Genomic DNA, 19,315 nt, shown 5'->3' with positions numbered 1-19,315 from the left:
GGGAGAATTCCCGATACTCAGATAACGTCCTGCCTTGTTAAGACTGCAATCTTACAGTTCTTTCATAGCCTCAGCTACAATTTCATAGGAACGAAGACGAGCTTCATGATCATAAATCCCTGCGGAGATAATCAATTCATCTGCTTGTGTCTCTTTCAGAATGTCTTGAAGTCGTTCTTTAATCGCTGCTTTATCGCCAGAGAAAGAATAACGCTGCTTATCGAGCATGATTGCTTTTTCTTGTACCGTCCATAGCCCATCCATACTCTCAACGGGTGGTTGTAACTTGCCTGTACGCCCGCGGATGATATTGAGGAACTGCTGCTGCTGCGAGGTAGCTAGCTTTCTTGCCTCATCTACAGTATCGGCTGCTGTAACCCCTAGTCCGACCATAACATAAGGTTTGTCTAGTACTTCTGATGGACGGAAATTACTGTGGTATATGTGCAGCGCCTGAAGTAAATACTCAGGTGCAAAATGGCTGGCAAAGGCAAAAGGTAACCCTAGCTTGGCTGCTAGCTCAGCACTAAAGCCGCTGGAGCCTAAGAGCCAGATGGGAACATTTAAGCCTTCCCCAGGAACCGCGCGTACTCCAGCTGGGCGCGATCCTGCTCCTGCAGGGTCGAAGTAAGCTCTTAGCTCACTTAGCTGCTCAGGGAATTCACTGCCATCGCTTCCGAGCCCGCGACGCAGCGCACGGGAAGCTGGTTGATCAGATCCGGGTGCTCTGCCCAGTCCAAGATCGATCCGTCCCGGATATAGAGATTCGAGAGTCCCGAACTGTTCGGCAATAACAAGTGGTGCGTGGTTGGATAGCATAATGCCACCAGAGCCAACACGTATACTTTGGGTGCCACCAGCAATATGTCCGATCAAGAGTGAGGTAGCAGAGCTGGCAACTCCGATCATATTATGATGTTCAGCGAACCAATACCGATGATAGCCCCACTTCTCAGCGTTCCGAGCTAAATCTAGAGAGTTATGAAAAGAGTCTGCCGCGGTCCCTCCTTCCACAATAGAAGCCAGGTCCAGTACGGAGAATCGAATGTCACGAGGTTGTTTCAATGTTATCCCTCCTATAATAAATGCTCTATGCTCATAGAGCAGTATTTGTAGCTACGAATATCGCTACTCGGATAGTATACCATGTAATAAAACTATATACACACTTTAAGTAAGTTGTTTATCTTCCGAGTGAAGAAAGAGGAGGAAAGATGAATTGTTTAAAATGATGTAAGCGCTTCAAAAATTCTATTGTTATTTCCAATCGGGCTTGCTATAATCACATCGAAAAGTTCCCTAAAAAAGGAAGTTATCATTATGAAGCCAACCATAAGAGATGTTGCCAGAATGGCCGAGGTGTCGATTAGCACAGTGTCACGTGTTATGAATGCACCGAATTCGGTAGTGGAGAGCAAACGGAATCGAGTGATGGAGGCTGTAGAACGATTGCAGTATCAACCTAATTCATTTGCACGTGGTTTGATTTACAAGAAGTCCTTTACACTGGGCCTGCTTATTCCGGATATTGAGAACCTGTATTTCGCAGGGGTGATTCGGGGGATGCAGGATGCTTGTATCAAGCTTGGGTATAGTCTAATGATCTGCAATACGGACCGCGACAAAGAACGACTACTGTCCTATATTGATAACTTCCATGAGAAGCAGGTGGATGGAATTGTATTCGCCAGTGATTTTCTTTACCCTGAGTATCATGACAAATTGGTCGGTTGTAGAATTCCATTTGTGCTAGTATCCTCGCATTCCGATGAGTTCGACATTCCAAGTGTGGAGGTGGATGATGAAGCGGCTGCCTATGATGCGGTAAAGTTCCTGATTGATTTAGGTCATAAAGACATTGGTATGATTGGTTTTAACCATGATAATTCCGTATCAGGACCACCACGCTATGAGGGATTTGTAAGAGCACTAACAGAGTCAGGGCTACAGCAGAATATTGTGAAGAGCAAATATGCCAGTCACCGGTTTGAACATGCTTATCAAGCTGCGCACGAACTATTTACGGATTACCCCGAGCTAACTGCTGTTTTCTGTGTTGCTGATGAATTCGCGATGGGGACGATTTCTTATCTGAAGGATCGTAATATTCTTGTTCCGGGTCAGGTATCCGTGATTGGGTTTGATAATCTAAGGATGTCGGGTATGTTCATCCCGAAGCTAACTACGATTGCACAGCCAATTTACGAGTTAGGGTATCGTGCGGCCGAGAAGCTGCATGAATTGCTTACAACAGGTGAAGTGCAGGTATTGAATGAGAAGATGGAGCATAAGCTGATTGTGCGGGAATCTACACGAGAAAAATAGGAGTAGTTCACTTTTGTACCACCCTTTGAAAAGCTTTTCAGAATTCAGCGCTCGTCTTAAGCAACATTTGAATATTTGCTTAGACAATAAAAATAATTTTTACCAAAACATTTCAAATACAGATTGGAAACGCTTACTTTATATGATACTATAACAAATGTAAGCGCTACAATTAATTGGAATTTGTGATTGGATTCTTTTTTAGTATAGATCCTTAGATTCTGAAAAGCTTTGCAAGGAGGTGATCTGCTACAAGCTGCTTATACATGCCAGGGTACCGGATGATTGAGTCAGAAGCAATCTCTAAAACCATTAAAGGGGATGTACAAAAGATGAAGAAAACCTCAGGACGTAAAAAGTCATTGGCTTTAGTACTGTGTTTATCCTTCACTATGATGCTGAGCGCATGCGGCGGAGGCAATAACAACAATGCAGCGCCTACAGATCCACCTGCGGCGACTACCAGCCCAACAGCAGATAACACTGAGAAAGCTACAACTGCTCCTAGCACCGAGCCATCGGGATCTCCGCTAGAGCTAGCCATGAAGGGCGACTATAAAGGAACTAAAGTAACGATGTTCGGCCCCTTCGTAGATGCTGACCAAGTGAAATTTGAGAATAGTATTAAAGAGTTTGAAGAGAAGACAGGAATTGATATTCAATACGAGGGCTCAAAAGAGTTCGAAGCTACGATAAACATTCGAGTAGACGGTGGAAATGCTCCGGATATCGCTGATTTCCCGCAGCCGGGACTGCTAGCCTCGATTGCTAAGACTGGCAAGGTTATCGATTTAACTAACGTGCTGGATCAAGCCAAATTGACGGCTAATTACAACAAGAGCTGGCTTGATATGTCTAATATGGACGGGAAAGACGGCAAGATCATGGCGGGGATCTGGAACCGCAGTAACGTAAAGAGCTTGGTCTGGTATCCAAAAAAGCAATTTGATGAAGCAGGCTACAAGGTTCCTGAGACATGGGATGAGATGATGGCTCTGACGGAACAAATTGCGAAAGATGGTGATCCTGCTTGGGCTATTGGAATCGAGAGTGGTGCTGCAACAGGCTGGCCGGCAACAGACTGGGTAGAAAATATAATGCTGCGCACAACTACACCTGAGAACTACGATAAATGGGTAAAAGGTGAGCTGCCATTTACCTCTCCAGAAGTGAAGAATGCAGTTGAAACCATGTCGAAAATTTGGCTCAACAAGGATTATGTCTATGGTGGTGCAAAATCCATCGTGACGACATCGTTCGGGGATGCCCCAGCGCCAATGTTCAATAATCCTCCTAAAGCATGGTTTAATATGCTCGGCAACTTTATTACAAGCTTCTTCCCTGAAACCGCAAAGGTTGATGTAGATTATGATTGGTTCTACCTGCCGCCTATTGATCCTCAATATGGTAAACCAGTGCTAGTTGCTGGCGATATTTACGCGATGTTCAACGATCGTCCTGAAGTTCGTGCAGTTATGGAATTCTTTACTACAGGAGAATCCATTAAGAGCTGGGTGCAATCGGGCGGCGTAATTGCTCCAATGAATGATGCTTCCCTGGACTGGTATACCTCAGAATCCGATCGCCGGATGGCAAAGCTGGTTCAGGATGCTTCCACGCTGCGCTTTGATGGCTCTGACCTGATGCCGGGCAAAGTGGGCGCAGGTACCTTCTGGAAGGGTATGACCGACTACGTAAGTGGTACTGCGACGCTGGATCAGGCGTTGGAACAAATCCAGTCTGGCTGGAACAACTAACCTAATATTGAAAGCACACAGTTAAAAGAGGGGCAGCGAGATTTGAAGGTTCTCTGCCCCTCTTTTTGTTTTCCAAAGCGTGAGTATAGGAGGAGCTGGAGCTAATATGGGTGGACAATCACAACTACAACCACAACCACAAATGAAGCCACAATTGAAAGCCAAGCAGACGGTAAGCCTTAGGGCGGTATTGCTGTCTCTTTTAGTATTAATAGCCAATGTTGTTGTTAATGGCTCGATCTTTTTATTCTTTCGGGATTCCACGCTAAACCCGCTACTAACGGCGGTTCTAGCTGTTCTATGGGGGGTTCTGGGTGTTTATCTGATCTATTACACACTTACCTTGGCAGTCGAGCAATATCCTGATTACGTACACCGAAAGGTATTGCCTTATATTTTTATTGGTCCGGCAGTGATTATATTGGGGTGGCTATTGGTGCTGCCTGCGCTGCGGACGCTGTATTTAAGCTTTTTCAATGCTTCTTCAGAGAAATTTGTGGGTCTCAGCAACTATGCAGCGATCTTTAGCGACCATCTAATGGCGACGGCACTGCGTAACAACTTACTTTGGGTATTCGTTGGTACACTGGCATGTGTAGCTTTTGGGCTCTTGATTGCAATTCTTGCTGACAGAAGCAGCTATGAGAAGCTAGCTAAATCGATCATTTTTATGCCGATGGCTATTTCTTTTGTAGCCGCAGGCGTTATTTGGAAGTTTGTATATTACTATCAACCCGGCGATGAACAAATTGGACTTTTGAACGCCATCGTTACTTATTTTGGGGGAGAACCACAGGCATGGACGAGTATGCTTCAGCCGTGGAATAACTTTTTCCTCATCATCATTCTGATCTGGATGCAGACCGGATTTGCGATGGTGATATTCTCGGCAGCTATTAAGGGAGTTCCTGACGACATATTGGAAGCTGCACGAGTAGATGGTGCTAATGAGGTGAAGATCTTCTTTGGAATCATGATCCCCTACATTTCAGCAACCATTCTGACTGTGACAACGACCATTATCGTCTTTACATTGAAAATATTTGACGTCGTCATGGTGATGACAGGAGGTCAATACGATACAGAGGTAGTGGCTACACAGTTTTACCGCCAATTCTTTATGTACCGGAATTTCGGTTACGGCTCCACGCTGGCTATTGTTCTGCTGATCGCGGTGTTGCCTGTGATCATAATCAATCTACGTCAGTTCCGTAAGCAAGGGGGATTCTAATGGCCGGGAAAAAGAAGAGAAAAGGCAGCAAGACGATTGTTAATATCGTGCTGGGTGTGATTTGTTTCATTTGGTTGCTTCCGACCCTTGGGCTGTTCATTTCCTCCTTCCGTCCGGCTGCCGATATTCTGCAGACTGGATGGTGGAAAGCTTTCCCCCATCAGGAGTGGAAGGCTGGAGAGACCCTTCAGCTATCGAAGGATGTGGATCTGCGGGAGCCGATCGAGGTAAACGGTAAAACCTATACCGATGAGCAGCTGAAGGCAGGCGTGAAGGCCGATGGCAGTCGTTTGATGTGGGAGAACCGCAGAGCGCGTACCATAAATCAACAGGAACAAGGCTGGAAAATGACACCGGATCTCACATTGGATAACTACAATAACGTGCTCTCGGGCAAGGAATACAAGCTCAAGCAAGCTGATGGCAGTGAAACGGTGCAAAAAGGCACCGGATTGTCGCAGGCCTTCTGGAATACACTGACGATTGCTGTTCCAGCGACGGTCATTCCGGTGTTGATCGCTTCTTTTGCCGCCTATGCTTTTGCTTGGCTACGTTTTCCTGGGCGCCGCACGCTTTTTGTCATCATTATCGCAATGCTCGTTATTCCAATACAAGTGGCACTTATTCCAGTGCTTAAAGATTATACGGCTCTTGGATTGAACGGAAGCTACTTGGGCATTTGGCTGGCGCATACGGCCTTTGGATTACCGCTGGTTACCTACTTTATGTATAACTTTATCAGTCAGCTTCCTAAGGATTTGTTTGAGTCGGCTTTTATGGATGGGGCGAGCCATTTCACTATTTTCAGTAGGCTGATTCTACCGTTATCTGTGCCCGCACTGGCTTCTATCGGAATCTTTCAATTCCTATGGGTGTGGAATGACTATTTAGTCTCGCTGATTTTTATCGGCAATCAACCGTCAGTGCAGGTCATGTCGATGAAGATCGCCGACTTAGTAGGCTCACGAGGCAACGACTGGCATTTACTCACCTCGGCTGCATTTATCTCCATGCTGATGCCGCTCGCGATTTTTTTCCTGCTGCAAAAGTATTTCGTCAGAGGGCTTATGGGTGGATCAATAAAAGGTTGATTTGAACATTGCAGGAATTATAAGGATAAAGTATAGCTAATTGAACAAAACTGTGTCAGGAGGAGCATAGAGAGATGAAGATGAAACCATACGTACATCCGGCTGTGGTGTATCCTTACCGGGAGTGGAGTCTTGATGAGGAGACTTATGATGAAGAGAACAATCAAAGAAGCGAAAGTGTATTTGCTCTGGGTAATGGATACATTGGCATGCGCGGTAATTTCGAGGAAGGCTACCATGGCCACTCGGGCTCATCTGTAACAGGGAACTACTTGAATGGATTTTTTGATTCCGAGCCTATTGTGTATCCAGAGGGAGCTTATGGGTATCCCTCCCGCAACCAAGCTATGCTGAACGTGACGGACGCCAAGATTATTGAGCTCAGCATTGAGGGTCATACCTTTCAGTTGAACAGTGGGCAAGTGCACCGTTATGAACGGAAGCTGGATATGCGAAATGGGATCTTGCATCGGCAGGTAGAATGGGAATCTCCTGCCGGACACAGGGTACAGCTGAACATTCGTCGGATGGTGGCCATGCAGCATAAACATTTAGCGGCCATAGATTACGAGGTCAAGGCATTGAATTTTGAGGGAACCCTAACGTTTACTTCATCGATCGATGGTGAGATCCAAAGGCCGGAGGTCACGGATGACCCCCGGCTGGGATCAGGGAGTAAGGAACCCAATTTGCTGCTAGTCGAAACCGGGCATGAGCTCGAGCAGTCCTTTTTGTGGATGAAGCAGAGGACGCGGCATACCGGGTTTGCTCTTTTAACAGGGATAAGCCACAGTCTGAAATGTAGCGCTGGATATGAAAGGCTCGTGCAGCTAGAAGATCAGCGATTGTCCATGCAATGGGTTGTTCCAGTGATAATGGGGGAAAGGATCTCCCTGACCAAGTACATTTCGTATCACACTTCTAAGGATTATGCAGAAGACGAGCTGTTAGGCAGGTGCTTAGAAGTGCAACACTTGGCGGAGAACTGTGGGTTTGAAGCGCTAGTTCATGAACAACGGGCTTTTCTGGATCAATTCTGGGCACATACCGATGTGGAGATTCAGGGCGATCTTGCGCTTCAACAGGGAATCCGTTTTAATGCTTTTCAATTGCTGCAATCCGTAGGACGCGACGGGGTTACGAACATCGGGGCCAAGGGCCTGACGGGTGAAGGATACGAAGGTCACTATTTCTGGGATACTGAGATGTATATGATACCCTTCTTTACATTTACACAGCCGGAGATTAGCCGGAAGCTACTCGAGTTTCGTTATGCTACGTTAGATAAGGCACGGGAACGGGCAGCAGTGATGTCTCAGAAGGGAGCACTGTATCCTTGGCGCACCATAGACGGGGCTGAGAACTCTTCCTATTTTCCGGCAGGAACAGCACAAATGCATATTAACGCGGATATTGCCTATGCCATTAAACAGTATGTGCGGGCAACTGGCGATTATGAGTTTCTGGTCCTGGAGGGGGCGGAAATGATTTTCGAGACCTCCCGCTTTTGGGTGGATCTGGGTCATTTTAATCCAGCCAGGGAGGGTGCGTTCTGTATTGACGCAGTAACGGGTCCAGATGAGTATACAGCTATCGTTAACAATAATGCATACACTAATCTTATGGTACGGGATCAACTCTATTATGCATATGAGATAGCCAGACTGTTAGGAAAGCAGTATCCGGAGCATTTTAAACGTCTGAAGGGCAAGATTGGTCTGACTGAGGAAGAGCCTGGTGATTGGCTGGTCGCCGCAGAAAAAATGTATGTCCCTTTTGATGATGAGCTTGGCATCTATGCTCAGGATGATACGTTTCTGACTAAGAAGAAGTGGGACTTTGAACATACGCCAGCGGATAAATATCCACTTCTGCTTCATTACCATCCGTTGGTGATTTACCGTCATCAGGTGCTCAAACAGGCAGATCTGGTGATGGCCATGTTTCTGTTAGGTGATCATTTCAGCTTGGCGGACAAGATCCGCAATTACAATTACTATGAGCCGCTAACGACACATGATTCTTCTTTGTCACCGTGCATTCACAGTATTATTTCTGCTGAGATTGGTGATTTAACGGGGGCGTACGCCTATTTTGACCGCACGGTACGGATGGATTTAGATGATATTAACCGCAATGTGAAGGACGGGCTGCATACTGCTGCTATGGCAGGATCTTGGCTGTCGATTGTGAATGGCTTTGGTGGGATGCGCTTATGTGGCGGTATGCTATCCTTTAATCCTGCCTTGCCAGCACAATGGGACAGCTATCGATTTAAAATAACAAGCGGTGGGCATTTATTGGATATTTATGTTGATAGTAAGGTAGTGATCTATACACTACTGACAGGTGAAGTGGTTGAAATTCTACATAAAGGGAGCCTTGTGCAGTTAACTGTAAAGAAGCCGGTGTCCCTTTCAAATGTGAAGCAGCTTGAAGCTGTTATTTTCGAGCTGGACGGGATTATTACCGATTCTAGTGAGTATCATTATCTGGCCTGGAAAGCCTTAGCCGATGAGCTGGCGATTTCTTTTGATAGAGAGAAGCATGTACGTCTGAAGGGCCATAGTCGAATGGAATGTTTAGAGATTCTACTGGAGGGAAGCGGTCTGAATTTACCCCAACCGGTAAAAGGAATGCTCTGCAACAAAAAGAACGAAAAGTATAAACAGCTGATTCAACAAATGACACCGGATGATTTGCACCCGGGTATCCATAGTCTTCTGACCGATTTGAAGAAAAGGCGAATCCCTGTCGGACTGGCTTCCGTTAATGAGAATGCAATGCTGATTCTTGAACGATTGAAGATCGGGCGCTTGTTTCAGGCGATTGCTGACCCTAAAAACATCCGTATGGGCAAGCCAGATCCGGAAATTTATTTACAGGTTACCGAGATGCTGGGTATATCACCTGACTGCTGCGTAGCTATCGAAGATACAGCGGAGGGGATAGCTGCCAGCAAAGCCGCTGGTATGAGGTCCGTTGGAGCCGGAAGTCCATCCTTGAAAGAGAGTGCTGAGCTCTGGTTCCCTTCTACCGCGGAGTTACATGTAGAGAAATTGGTACAGCTGTTCAAATAATGAAAAGTGGTTCCTCTGAAAAGTATCAAGCCTCCCAGTCATGGGAGGCTTGCTGCTTTGTCTATTTTAATACTTTTCGTACAAGCTTGATCTTATTCCCATAGGGTGGGTACACAATCCCGAGGTCGATTCGTGTGCCTCTTTTAACGATGCTTTTGCGGTGGGAAAAGACTTCAAAGCTGTGCTTCCCGTGATAACCGCCGATTCCAGAGTTGCCTACCCCACCAAACGGCAAGCTAGCGTTCGCCACATGCGAGATCGTATCATTGATGCAGCCTCCTCCGAAAGAGACTCGGGAAAGCACCTCTTGTTCAACATTTTTATCCTCTGTGAATAGATAAAGTGCAAGTGGTTTTGGGTGCTCGTTAATACTCCGGATAGCTTCATCCAATTGATGATATTCCAATATGGGTAGGATCGGACCGAAGATCTCATCTTCCATAGAAGCGTCAGTCCAAGCGGCAGGATAGATTAGTGTAGGTTCAATATAACGTTCTTCTGAAATGACGGTTCCGCCCATAACCACCTTTTCCCGATCCCGTTCAATGAGACTGGCGAGTCTTTGCAGCTGGCGCTCATTTACGATCCGGCCATAATCTGTATTCGGCTGCGCATTTTGACCGTAGAATTCAGTAATCTGATGTTTGATTTTGGTGATCAATTCATTAGCAATGTCCTTATGAACGAGCAAATAATCGGGGGCGATACAGGTTTGACCGGCATTTAATAATTTTCCCCATACGATTCGCTTCGCTGCAACATCAAGATTGGCTGATGTGTCGACAATGACCGGACTTTTCCCGCCAAGCTCCAAGGTTACAGGCACTAGATTCTTCGCAGCGGCTTCCATCACGATTTTACCGACCGGAACACTGCCCGTGAAGAAAATATAATCAAACTTGGCATGGATCAGCAGATTGGTGGTCTCTTTCTCCCCCTGAACTACGCGAATATACTGGGGTTCGAAGGTCTCCTGAATGAGCTGCTCTATAACAGCCGTAATGGCTGGTGTGCTCTCCGATGGCTTGAGGACAGCGCAGTTTCCAGCGGCAATGGCGCCTATAAGCGGTTCGATCAGCAACTGAAATGGATAATTAAAAGGACCTATAATGAGCACGGTACCGTAAGGTTCACTTAAGATATAACTCTTCGCAGGAAATAAATGCAGTGGTGATCTAACCTTTACGGGCTTCGCCCAACGTCTGAGATGCTTCATCATGTAACCGAGGCTGTCCAAGGTGAAGCCAATCTCTGTGGCATAAGCCTCGAACTCACTTTTTCCTAAATCCTGTTGTAAGGCAGTGATAATGCGAACCTCGTATCGTTTAATGCTGTCTTTGAGTTTCTGAAGCTGACTAAGCCGAAAGGCAACCTCTTTAGTTGCGCCACGATTGAAAAAGTCCTTATGCTCTTCAAGCATCACTTGAATACTAGCCGTTGTATGTGTTGTCATAATACTCCCCTCCTTCATTATAGTAGTTCAGACTATGGGAGCCGATAAAAAGCGAAAGGCTCGCCAAAGCGGAAGGAATCACTTGCCTCATCCAGCTTGCTCACTGTTTCTTCGTTAAGCTGAATGGAGGTGCTATGCAAATTCTGTTCCAGCTGCTCCACGCGTGTAGCCCCCACAATAACTGTCGAGACGGCAGGACGATTCATGAGCCAAGCTAAGGAAAGTGCAGTAGAAGAGGTTCCCAGTTCTTCAGCGATCTGTCCCACTTTGTTCCCCAGTTCGATCCGTTCATGATTCAGGAATCTTTTGAAATTAGGATCGGTATCTGCTCTGGACCCTGAAGGTGCGGAACCGTTTGAATTATATTTGCCTGTGAGAATTCCGCCCGCCAGTGGAAAATAAGGAATAATCCCTACACCTTGATCAAGACAAAGGGAGAGAAGCTCATTCTCCGGGGTCCGATCTGCTAAGGAATAGCTACACTGAATTGAAATATATTTGGCGAAGCTCCGTGCCTCACTAATTCCAATCGCCTTCATTAATTGCCATGCTGTATAGTTGGAAGCCCCGATATAGCGTACTTTGCCCGAAGATACCATATCGTCCAGGGTCCGTAACGTCTCTTCGAGTGGCGTATTGGGATCGAAGGTGTGAATCTGGTATAGATCGACATAGTCCGTTTTTAGGCGGCGAAGACTATCTTCTAATTCCTGCATCAAATGGCGCCTCGAGGAGCCGCTTCCGTTAGGTCCGTCATGCTTAACTAAGCCTGCTTTAGTGGCGAGAACAGCCTCATGTCTTCTACTTTCCAAGGCCAGACCGATGATTCGTTCAGATTCGGAGCCGGCGTAAATATTAGCGGTATCGATAAAGTTAATGCCATGATCCAGCGCAGTATGTACGATCTGAATGGAGGTCTCTTGATCCGCCCTTTTACCAAAAGCATTTGTCCCCAGTCCCAATGCGGATACTTGTAGTCCGCTATTTCCAAGTCTTTTAAAGTTCATCTTCAGCACTCCTCATCATCCATTTTTTTAGGCTTAGTAAAAAGATCCAGAGCTGTATCCATGAACATCTTTACAGCTATGGAAGTATCGGTAAGCGAGCTGACTGCGATATGTATATCTCTATAGGCGTCGGGCTGCAGTTCACGGGTTACTACATTTGGAGGTAAAGATAACAAGGATAGCTCAGACATCACACCTACAGCCAGCCCCTCTTGAACCATATTAAGAGCTGTTGCATAGTTATTAACCACATATTTCACATTCAGATAGCTGCTGCTTCTGCGGAATAAATCTACCACCGGTGGTTCATAACCTGCTTTACAGATCAGCATAGGCTCACCGGCTAATTCTCTAACACCTATGACAGAACGCTCGTGCAAAGGATGGTCATTTCTGATTACAGCGTACAGCTTTTCTCTATATAGTGGGATGGTTTCGAACGCCTCGCAAGGAGCGAGCAATAAGCCAACATCAATTTCTTTGGATTCCAGCCATTCTCTGACTTCGGCGATAGAGCCCTCCTGCAGGCTAATCGTAATATTCGGATATCTTTCAGTGATAGAGCTAATAATCTTCGGTAAAAAATAGGCGGAAGCCACTGGAAAAGCCCCAATTCGAATGCTTCCCTTCTCAAGCCCCCTCTCGGCGGAAATCTCCTGATTGACCTTATCAAAGCCCATTAGAATTTCACGAAAAATAACAAGGATACGCTTGCCGATGTCAGTAAGCGTTAGACCGTTCCGTCGATCTCGGAGTAATAGCTTTACATCCAGTTCGGCTTCTAAAGAGGAAATTGCTCGACTGACAGCAGGTTGGGTCATATTCAGTTCTACACCAGCTTTGGTAAAACTACCGCTTTCCGCGATTTTGACGAACAAACGAATTTGATTATTGTTCATAACAAATATGATATGCCCCTTATGAGTATTATTCATTTCATTTATATTCTTAATTATTGTATCATTTGTGATGAATCTACACCAAGGAGTGAATACATGAATCAGCAGAAGAAAAGCATCATCCTTCTTATATTTTTGGTGATTGTATGGGGCATAAATTGGCCTATATCCAAAATCGCCTTAGACTACGCTCCGCCCTTATTATTTGCAGGTATCCGAACCGTCATCGGCGGATTCATTCTGATTCTAATTGCACTTCCTAAGATGAAGGAGCTTCGCTTCAAGCAGCTATGGCCGATCTATCTGACTTCGGCTATATTAAGTATCGTGTTTTATTATGGATTTCAGACGATTGGCTTGCAGTATGTACCCGCAGGATTATTCTCGTCCATTGTATTTCTGCAGCCGGTATTGCTGGGCATTTTTTCATGGCTGTGGTTAGGAGAGAGTATGTACGGGCTCAAAATGGCAGGTCTGTTGCTAGGGTTCATCGGAGTAGGCTCCCTCAGTATTGGAGGACTTAACGGAAGCATCTCTATATGGGGAATTGTGCTTGCTTTAGCCAGTGCTTTGAGCTGGGCATTAGGAACGGTATATATGAAACGAAATGCTGTGCGCGTGGATATGCTATGGATGACCGCTATGCAAATAACGATCGGTGGTATCATTTTGCTGCTTTCGGGATCTGCTACAGAGAAGTGGTCGGATATCACCTGGAGTGGAACGTTTATAGCCGATACGCTGTTTATTGCAGTCTTTGTGATCGCTTTAGGCTGGCTGATCTATTTCAAGCTGATTAACGAGGGAGAGGCAGGGAAGGTCGGATCATTCACTTTTTTGATTCCACTGATCTCGATAGGTACTAGTGTAGTCTTTTTAAATGAGCAGATTACTTTGAATCTTGTGATTGGTCTACTGCTTATTGTTAGCAGCATTGTTCTGGTGAACGTGAGGATCGGGCGTGCCGCGAAGCAGTCGGTTTAGTTAATTTATGTGGTGATTGTAGTAATCAGGGGCGTATGAGGGCATATTGATGAATAGGCAAGCATAAACGCCTTCGGCATCCTTATATTTGAACAAAAGGGACACTCCCGAAGCTTATAGCTTCTGGGAGAGTCCCTTTTTAATAAAACGTAAAGCGCGTGCGACTTCAGCCGTTGAGGGCCGAGTGGCTACAACATAAGTAGCAGATTTAGCCCGCTCTACTTCCTCCAACACCCGGTTTAAGTGACTGAAGACCGCACCAAGATCACGAATGCTTGATAGCGAACAATTCCCTTGTAGTTCAGAGAAACTTGCCAGTTGCAGGTCTCGAGCGCGTTGTATGCAATCGGCAAGAGAACGTTGGCATTCGGCGTCTGATAAGGTTCTGGTTCCATAAAGAGCAATGCAATCTGCGGTTGATTCCAGCACATCCTTCATCCAATCCGAAGAGGCGTGATGCGCTGGCAGAAGACGAATATCGTCGGCGATTTCTTTGACGTAGGAATGAATGCTTTTTAGATGTGAGGTAGCCTGTATGAGTCCCTTCAGTTCACCCCGGCACTGATAATGTGTGAGGGTATAGAACATTTCTTTCTGTTCCCGGCTGCTATTCGACAGGAGTTTACCTGCTTCCTCCAGCAAATTGTCTTTCGGAGAATCACGTCTTACGCCTACGAGATCTTTTAATGCATCCGCAAGTAGAAGACTTCCTTCGAATGCCAATGCTTTTACCTTGACGAACCTGTTCGGCGGCACGATAATCATATTGATGGCCAGGGCGATCAGCACACCAATGAACGTTTCCCCTATTCTCCAAAGCACGTAGTCATTCTGGTAGAAAGTAAGAGCCAGGACGGAAGTAACTCCCACCTGTGAGACAGCTTGAATGTTCATCTTACAGGCCGTAGCGATGCCAATCCCGATGAGTAGAATGAGCAGGATAGAAAGCCCACCTACATCAAAAAACTGGCCAACAATTAGGCTAACGATCCCGCCAAGAATAATGCCGATCAGGCGGTAGATTCCTTTTTCTAGCGATGCTTTAACACTGGCTTGGGTGATGAGGATAGCCGCAAGGGGTGCAAAGTATAAATATTGGCTACCATATATGCTGTGTACGGCGACCCATGAAAGTGAAGCGGCCAGCGTAATTCGTATCATGTAAAGTGAGAAACCATATTTTTCAAGGCGGTCTTGTAACCCCTCGTTCATTATCATTCATCTTCTTTCGGAAAAAAATGAAAAAAACTGTCTGGTCTTTCAGTTCGTTTTCATTATAACACCTTAAAAAAGGCCTGGAGGACTGGATATTTTACAAAGTTGTTAAGTTTACGCATTCCTTATCCATGTAAGCTATCGCATATAATGGTACAATCTAATATGCTATATCTATTGGAGTGTCGAATGAGAGGAGGAATTGTCGCTTATTAGCGCTGAGCATGCCCATTCGATTGTTCTCCGCGAGATGCGGGTAAAATAGTATTGTGATACTTTAGGCAGGGAGGTTGTTAGCTATAGCTATTCAGGAAGGCACCATTATTTCATTTGAAGAGGTTACCAAGCAATATGACGACGAAGATCCGGTGTTAAAAGGAGTCAGCTTTGAGATAGAGCGCGGCAAATTTTATACACTACTTGGTCCATCAGGCTGTGGTAAAACGACTATTCTACGATTGATCGCTGGGTTCGCAGAGCCAACAAGCGGTTCTATCTATTTAAACGGTAAAGTGATCAACCACATTCCAGCCAATGAGCGGCAGGTCAATACGGTCTTTCAGGATTACGCATTGTTTCCACACCTGAACGTATTCGAGAATGTGGCTTTCGGACTGCGCATTAAGAAGCTTAAGAAAGACGTCATCACGAAGAAGGTGCAGGAAGCGCTAAGTTTCGTTAACCTTGTGGGCTACGAGCAGCGTGCCATTAACGAAATGTCCGGTGGTCAACGTCAGCGCGTGGCTATTGCTCGTGCGATTGTGAATGAGCCGCAGGTTCTTTTGCTGGACGAGCCGCTATCTGCGCTCGATCTGAAGCTGCGAACAGAGATGCAGTACATACTGCGTGAAATGCAGCAACGACTTGGCATTACCTTTATTTTTGTTACACATGACCAGGAAGAGGCACTCGCGATGTCCGACTGGATTTTTGTCATGAACAAAGGAAAAATCGAACAAAGCGGAACACCTAATGATATCTATGATGAGCCAATTAACCGTTTCGTGGCTGATTTTATTGGCGAGTCCAACATTGTTCCGGGTGTTATGATTGAAGACTATCTGGTGGAGTTTAACGGGCGCCGCTTTGAATGTTTTGATGCTGGTCTTAAACCAAACGAATCTGTGGAGATTGTTATACGCCCTGAGGATTTGGAAATTTCAACGCTGGAACAGGGTAAGCTACGTGTGCGAGTGGATTCCCAGTTGTTCCGGGGTGTCCACTATGAAATCAGTTGTTATGATGAATCCGGACATGAATGGCTTGTGCATTCTACACGTAAGGCGACGGTAGGTAGTGAAATTGGCCTTTATTTTGATCCGGAAGCGATTCATGTTATGCGTTTTGGTGAAACGGAGGAAGAGTTCGACAAACGTCTGGAAGCTTACGGCGAGGTGGAGAGTCATGAAGAATAAGGGCAGATCGTATTATCTCATCCCTTATTACCTGTGGATCGCCTTGTTTGTAATCGCACCAGTACTGCTTGTCATCTATTATTCTCTATTTGATCTGGATGGGCATCTTACGCTAGATAACTACGTGAACTTCTTTACACCTGTGTACTTAAAAATGACGCTGACCTCATTCTGGTATGCGTTTTTGATTACAGCATTCTCTTTGCTGGTCGCCTATCCGGCGGCATATCTGTTGACGAGAACGAAGCATAAGCAGCTATGGTTATTGCTGATTATTTTACCGACATGGATTAATTTACTGCTGAAAACTTACGCTTTTATCGGCATATTTGGTACGTTCGGACCAATCAACAATTTCTTTGATCTGCTTGGAATCGGAGAACAGCAAATTTTGTTTACGGGCTTCAGCTTTGTATTTGTATCTGTGTATATCTTTATCCCATTCATGATCTTGCCGATCTACAGCGCTTTGGAGGATCTTAATTTATCCTTGCTGGATGCGGCACGTGATCTGGGTGCTTCAGGCTGGACGACGTTCCGGCGCGTTATTTTTCCATTGACCATTTCGGGTGTACGTTCCGGTTGTATGGCGGTATTCATACCAGCGCTGTCCCTGTTTATGATTACTCGTCTGATTGCAGGCAACAGGGTCATTACACTCGGTACTGCGATTGAGCAGCATTTTCTGGTCACACAGGACTGGGGCATGGGCTCCACGGTCGCAGTGTTTCTGATTGCTATTATGGCGCTGTTTATGATTATTACCGGCGGATCGCGGAAAGGGGTGCGGAATGAGAAATAAAAACGGGTTCTCCAATCTGTACCTAGTGCTAGTGTTCGCTGTTCTGTATGCGCCAATCTTCTATTTGATGTACTATTCGTTCAACAGCGGGGGGACGATGCACAAGTTCGAGGGCTTTACGTTGGATTACTACCGTGAGGTCCTTCAGGATACACGTCTGATTATCATCATGATTAACACGCTTGTAATCGCGCTTCTGTCCTCGGCTATCGCCACGCTTATCGCTATTATTGGTGCATTGGCCATTAAGAGTGTACAGAACCGCCGTGCTAAAAACACCTTGTTATCTCTGAACAACGTGTTGATCGTTAGTCCGGATGTCATTATCGGTGCATCGTTCCTGATCTTGTTCACCATTGCAGGCATCAAGCTTGGCTTCGTGTCCGTCCTGCTTTCGCATGTCGCGTTCAGTGTACCGATTGCCGTGTTGATGATTCTGCCGCATTTACAGGATATGAGTCCTTCACTGACGGATGCCGCACGTGACCTTGGCGCAAGCCGCAAGGATGTTCTGACTAAGGTTATTCTGCCGATTATCAAACCGGGGATCTTTAGTGGATTCTTCATGGCACTTACGTATTCACTGGATGACTTTGCAGTTACGTTCTTCGTAACGGGTAATGGTTATTCGACGCTATCGGTTGAGATTTATTCCAGAGCTCGGCAAGGGGTGTCGTTATCCATTAATGCGCTATCGACATTGATCTTCCTGTTCACGATACTGCTCGTTGTCGGTTATTACTTCCTGACCCTTAAGAAGAACCGTCAGAATACCTCGGAAGCTGTGGCGGAGCCAGTGGCGGAAGCGGGGGTGCCTAGATGAAACAGCTGGTAAATGCTTTTTTGGCGATCATGATCACGGCATTCGCTCTAATGTACTTGGGCTCCTGGATGAACTCGAGAGAGGGCTATTCCGGAGGGAATACACTGACTATCTATAACTGGGGCGACTATGTCGATCCTGATCTGTTGAAGGAATTTGAAAAAGAGACCGGATTAACGGTCATTTACCAAACTTTTGACTCTAATGAAGCTATGCTAACTAAAGTGGAGCAGGGTGGAACTACTTTTGATGTCGTAATTCCTTCGGATTACGCTATTGCTAAGATGAAAGAAGAAAATTTGCTCATACCGCTGGATCATAGCAAGGTTCCGAATCTAAAGAATGTTGATCCGCGGTTTATGGACCTTTCCTTCGATCCTGGCAACAAGTATTCCGTGCCTTACTTCTGGGGAACCGTCGGGATTATCTTCAACCCGGAGATGACCAAAGGGATGGACTTCACCAGCTGGGATTCCCTCTGGGACAGCAGGCTGAAGAACAACATTTTCTTGGTGGATGGAGCACGCGAAGTGATGGGTATGGCTTTGAACAGCCTGCACTATTCCGTTAATGACCGGGATGAGGCTCACCTGCAAGAAGCACTGACCAAGCTGAATAGGCTGTCTCCTAACGTTAAGGCGATTGTCGGAGATGAGATCAAGATGCTGCTTGCCAATGAAGAGGCTGCCGTTGGGATTGTGTGGTCCGGTGATGCTTCTGAGATCATGGATGAGAATGATAAATTGGATTATGTAGTGCCTGAGGAAGGTTCGAACAAGTGGTTTGATAACATGGTCATTCCACGAACTGCGGATAATGTGGATGGAGCGCATAAGTTCATTAACTTCATGCTTCGCCCAGATGTAGCGGCTAAGAATGCAGAATACGTAGGTTATTCTACACCTAACATCCCTGCGCTGGAGCTACTTCCGAAGGAAACTTCCGAGGATACCCGTTTCTACCCGCCTGCTGAGATTACGGATCGGCTTGAGGTGTATGATAATCTTGGCAAACGGATGCTTGCTCATTACAATGAGCTCTTCCTGAAGTTTAAGATGAATAAAAAGTAAGTCGTTTGGAGGTAAAGTCAAACGACTTCAAGAGCGTCTACATGCGGATTACCGTGTTAGACGCTCTTTTTTGAAAGATAAGAAAGTATAAGTTTTGCGCTTTCGTGAAACGATCATCACCCTTTAAATGATGCCGAAGGCGTTCCTTCTTGGCTGAAAGTAT

At 45.9% G+C, this 19,315-nt stretch carries 15 protein-coding genes; 10 read left to right on the top strand and 5 right to left on the bottom strand.

The window, feature by feature from the left end; all coding sequences use genetic code 11:
• Positions 1 to 51: 51 nt before the first annotated feature.
• Positions 52 to 1,065 (bottom strand): LLM class flavin-dependent oxidoreductase, encoded by a 1,014-nt coding sequence (locus tag MHI27_RS29515; protein ID WP_339267762.1) that lies wholly within the window; start codon positions 1,063 to 1,065, stop codon positions 52 to 54.
• A gap of 255 nt (positions 1,066 to 1,320) precedes the next feature.
• Here MHI27_RS29515 and MHI27_RS29510 point away from each other — a divergent pair, with 255 nt between their 5' ends.
• From MHI27_RS29510 to pgmB, 5 genes are all read left to right on the top strand, one after another.
• On the top strand, positions 1,321 to 2,325 hold the full coding sequence (locus tag MHI27_RS29510; protein ID WP_405175246.1) for a LacI family DNA-binding transcriptional regulator: 1,005 nt from the start codon (positions 1,321 to 1,323) through the stop codon (positions 2,323 to 2,325).
• 332 nt (positions 2,326 to 2,657) lie between these two features.
• On the top strand, positions 2,658 to 4,082 hold the full coding sequence (locus tag MHI27_RS29505) for an ABC transporter substrate-binding protein (protein WP_076285069.1): 1,425 nt from the start codon (positions 2,658 to 2,660) through the stop codon (positions 4,080 to 4,082).
• 142 nt (positions 4,083 to 4,224) lie between these two features.
• Positions 4,225 to 5,313: a carbohydrate ABC transporter permease gene (locus tag MHI27_RS29500; protein ID WP_405176817.1), complete on the top strand. Its 1,089-nt coding sequence runs from the start codon at positions 4,225 to 4,227 to the stop codon at positions 5,311 to 5,313.
• A complete protein-coding gene (locus tag MHI27_RS29495) occupies positions 5,313 to 6,404 on the top strand; it encodes a carbohydrate ABC transporter permease (RefSeq protein ID WP_094868352.1) in 1,092 nt (363 codons plus the stop codon). Before MHI27_RS29500 ends, MHI27_RS29495 begins: the two co-directional genes overlap by 1 nt.
• 74 nt (positions 6,405 to 6,478) lie before the next feature.
• Positions 6,479 to 9,484, top strand: coding sequence for a beta-phosphoglucomutase (gene pgmB, locus MHI27_RS29490; RefSeq protein WP_405175245.1), 3,006 nt, complete (start codon positions 6,479 to 6,481; stop codon positions 9,482 to 9,484).
• A 61-nt stretch (positions 9,485 to 9,545) separates the two neighbouring features.
• Here pgmB and MHI27_RS29485 read toward each other — a convergent pair whose 3' ends face one another.
• From MHI27_RS29485 to MHI27_RS29475, 3 genes are read right to left on the bottom strand one after another with little or no spacing between them, the layout of a single operon-like run.
• Positions 9,546 to 10,937 carry an aldehyde dehydrogenase gene (locus tag MHI27_RS29485; RefSeq protein ID WP_042192713.1) on the bottom strand — a complete coding sequence of 464 codons (1,392 nt, stop codon included), beginning with the start codon at positions 10,935 to 10,937 and terminating at the stop codon, positions 9,546 to 9,548.
• Between the two features lie 32 nt (positions 10,938 to 10,969).
• Entirely contained in the window at positions 10,970 to 11,944 is a 975-nt protein-coding gene (locus MHI27_RS29480) for an aldo/keto reductase (RefSeq protein ID WP_042192711.1), read from the bottom strand.
• Positions 11,945 to 11,946: 2 nt separating this feature from the next.
• A complete protein-coding gene (locus MHI27_RS29475) occupies positions 11,947 to 12,843 on the bottom strand; it encodes a LysR family transcriptional regulator (protein ID WP_405175244.1) in 897 nt (298 codons plus the stop codon).
• A gap of 96 nt (positions 12,844 to 12,939) precedes the next feature.
• Between MHI27_RS29475 and MHI27_RS29470 the strand changes: the two genes are divergently transcribed.
• The gene (locus MHI27_RS29470) at positions 12,940 to 13,827 is read left to right on the top strand and encodes a DMT family transporter (RefSeq protein ID WP_076284906.1); all 888 of its coding nucleotides are present in this window, start codon (positions 12,940 to 12,942) and stop codon (positions 13,825 to 13,827) included.
• 114 nt (positions 13,828 to 13,941) lie between these two features.
• Here MHI27_RS29470 and MHI27_RS29465 read toward each other — a convergent pair whose 3' ends face one another.
• Positions 13,942 to 15,039 (bottom strand): aromatic acid exporter family protein, encoded by a 1,098-nt coding sequence (locus tag MHI27_RS29465; protein WP_052404453.1) that lies wholly within the window; start codon positions 15,037 to 15,039, stop codon positions 13,942 to 13,944.
• Between the two features lie 308 nt (positions 15,040 to 15,347).
• Here MHI27_RS29465 and MHI27_RS29460 point away from each other — a divergent pair, with 308 nt between their 5' ends.
• The 4 genes from MHI27_RS29460 to MHI27_RS29445 are packed head-to-tail and all read left to right on the top strand — an operon-like array spanning position 15,348 to position 19,152.
• Entirely contained in the window at positions 15,348 to 16,457 is a 1,110-nt protein-coding gene (locus MHI27_RS29460) for an ABC transporter ATP-binding protein (protein WP_042194671.1), read from the top strand.
• Entirely contained in the window at positions 16,447 to 17,259 is an 813-nt protein-coding gene (locus MHI27_RS29455) for an ABC transporter permease (protein ID WP_042192705.1), read from the top strand. Before MHI27_RS29460 ends, MHI27_RS29455 begins: the two co-directional genes overlap by 11 nt.
• The gene (locus MHI27_RS29450) at positions 17,249 to 18,082 is read left to right on the top strand and encodes an ABC transporter permease (protein WP_042131492.1); all 834 of its coding nucleotides are present in this window, start codon (positions 17,249 to 17,251) and stop codon (positions 18,080 to 18,082) included. Before MHI27_RS29455 ends, MHI27_RS29450 begins: the two co-directional genes overlap by 11 nt.
• Positions 18,079 to 19,152 (top strand): PotD/PotF family extracellular solute-binding protein, encoded by a 1,074-nt coding sequence (locus MHI27_RS29445; RefSeq protein WP_042192703.1) that lies wholly within the window; start codon positions 18,079 to 18,081, stop codon positions 19,150 to 19,152. Before MHI27_RS29450 ends, MHI27_RS29445 begins: the two co-directional genes overlap by 4 nt.
• Positions 19,153 to 19,315: the final 163 nt, after the last annotated feature.

Origin of the sequence: Paenibacillus sp. FSL H8-0261 (genome assembly GCF_045040645.1) — a bacterium.
Taxonomy (GTDB): domain Bacteria; phylum Bacillota; class Bacilli; order Paenibacillales; family Paenibacillaceae; genus Paenibacillus_AQ.
This window is presented reverse-complemented; position numbering and strand designations above follow the sequence as displayed.

What these genes read in the sequence shown, in the direction of transcription:
- MHI27_RS29510 (WP_405175246.1), top strand. Translation starts at nt 1,321, where the DNA reads ATGAAGCCAACCATAAGAGATGTTGCCAGAATGGCCGAGGTGTCGATT.
- MHI27_RS29505 (WP_076285069.1), top strand. Translation starts at nt 2,658, where the DNA reads ATGAAGAAAACCTCAGGACGTAAAAAGTCATTGGCTTTAGTACTGTGT.
- MHI27_RS29500 (WP_405176817.1), top strand. Translation starts at nt 4,225, where the DNA reads ATGAAGCCACAATTGAAAGCCAAGCAGACGGTAAGCCTTAGGGCGGTA.
- MHI27_RS29495 (WP_094868352.1), top strand. Translation starts at nt 5,313, where the DNA reads ATGGCCGGGAAAAAGAAGAGAAAAGGCAGCAAGACGATTGTTAATATC.
- pgmB (WP_405175245.1), top strand. Translation starts at nt 6,479, where the DNA reads ATGAAGATGAAACCATACGTACATCCGGCTGTGGTGTATCCTTACCGG.
- MHI27_RS29485 (WP_042192713.1), bottom strand. Translation starts at nt 10,937, where the DNA reads ATGACAACACATACAACGGCTAGTATTCAAGTGATGCTTGAAGAGCAT.
- MHI27_RS29480 (WP_042192711.1), bottom strand. Translation starts at nt 11,944, where the DNA reads ATGAACTTTAAAAGACTTGGAAATAGCGGACTACAAGTATCCGCATTG.
- MHI27_RS29475 (WP_405175244.1), bottom strand. Translation starts at nt 12,843, where the DNA reads ATGAACAATAATCAAATTCGTTTGTTCGTCAAAATCGCGGAAAGCGGT.
- MHI27_RS29470 (WP_076284906.1), top strand. Translation starts at nt 12,940, where the DNA reads ATGAATCAGCAGAAGAAAAGCATCATCCTTCTTATATTTTTGGTGATT.
- MHI27_RS29465 (WP_052404453.1), bottom strand. Translation starts at nt 15,039, where the DNA reads ATGAACGAGGGGTTACAAGACCGCCTTGAAAAATATGGTTTCTCACTT.
- MHI27_RS29455 (WP_042192705.1), top strand. Translation starts at nt 16,447, where the DNA reads ATGAAGAATAAGGGCAGATCGTATTATCTCATCCCTTATTACCTGTGG.
- MHI27_RS29450 (WP_042131492.1), top strand. Translation starts at nt 17,249, where the DNA reads ATGAGAAATAAAAACGGGTTCTCCAATCTGTACCTAGTGCTAGTGTTC.
- MHI27_RS29445 (WP_042192703.1), top strand. Translation starts at nt 18,079, where the DNA reads ATGAAACAGCTGGTAAATGCTTTTTTGGCGATCATGATCACGGCATTC.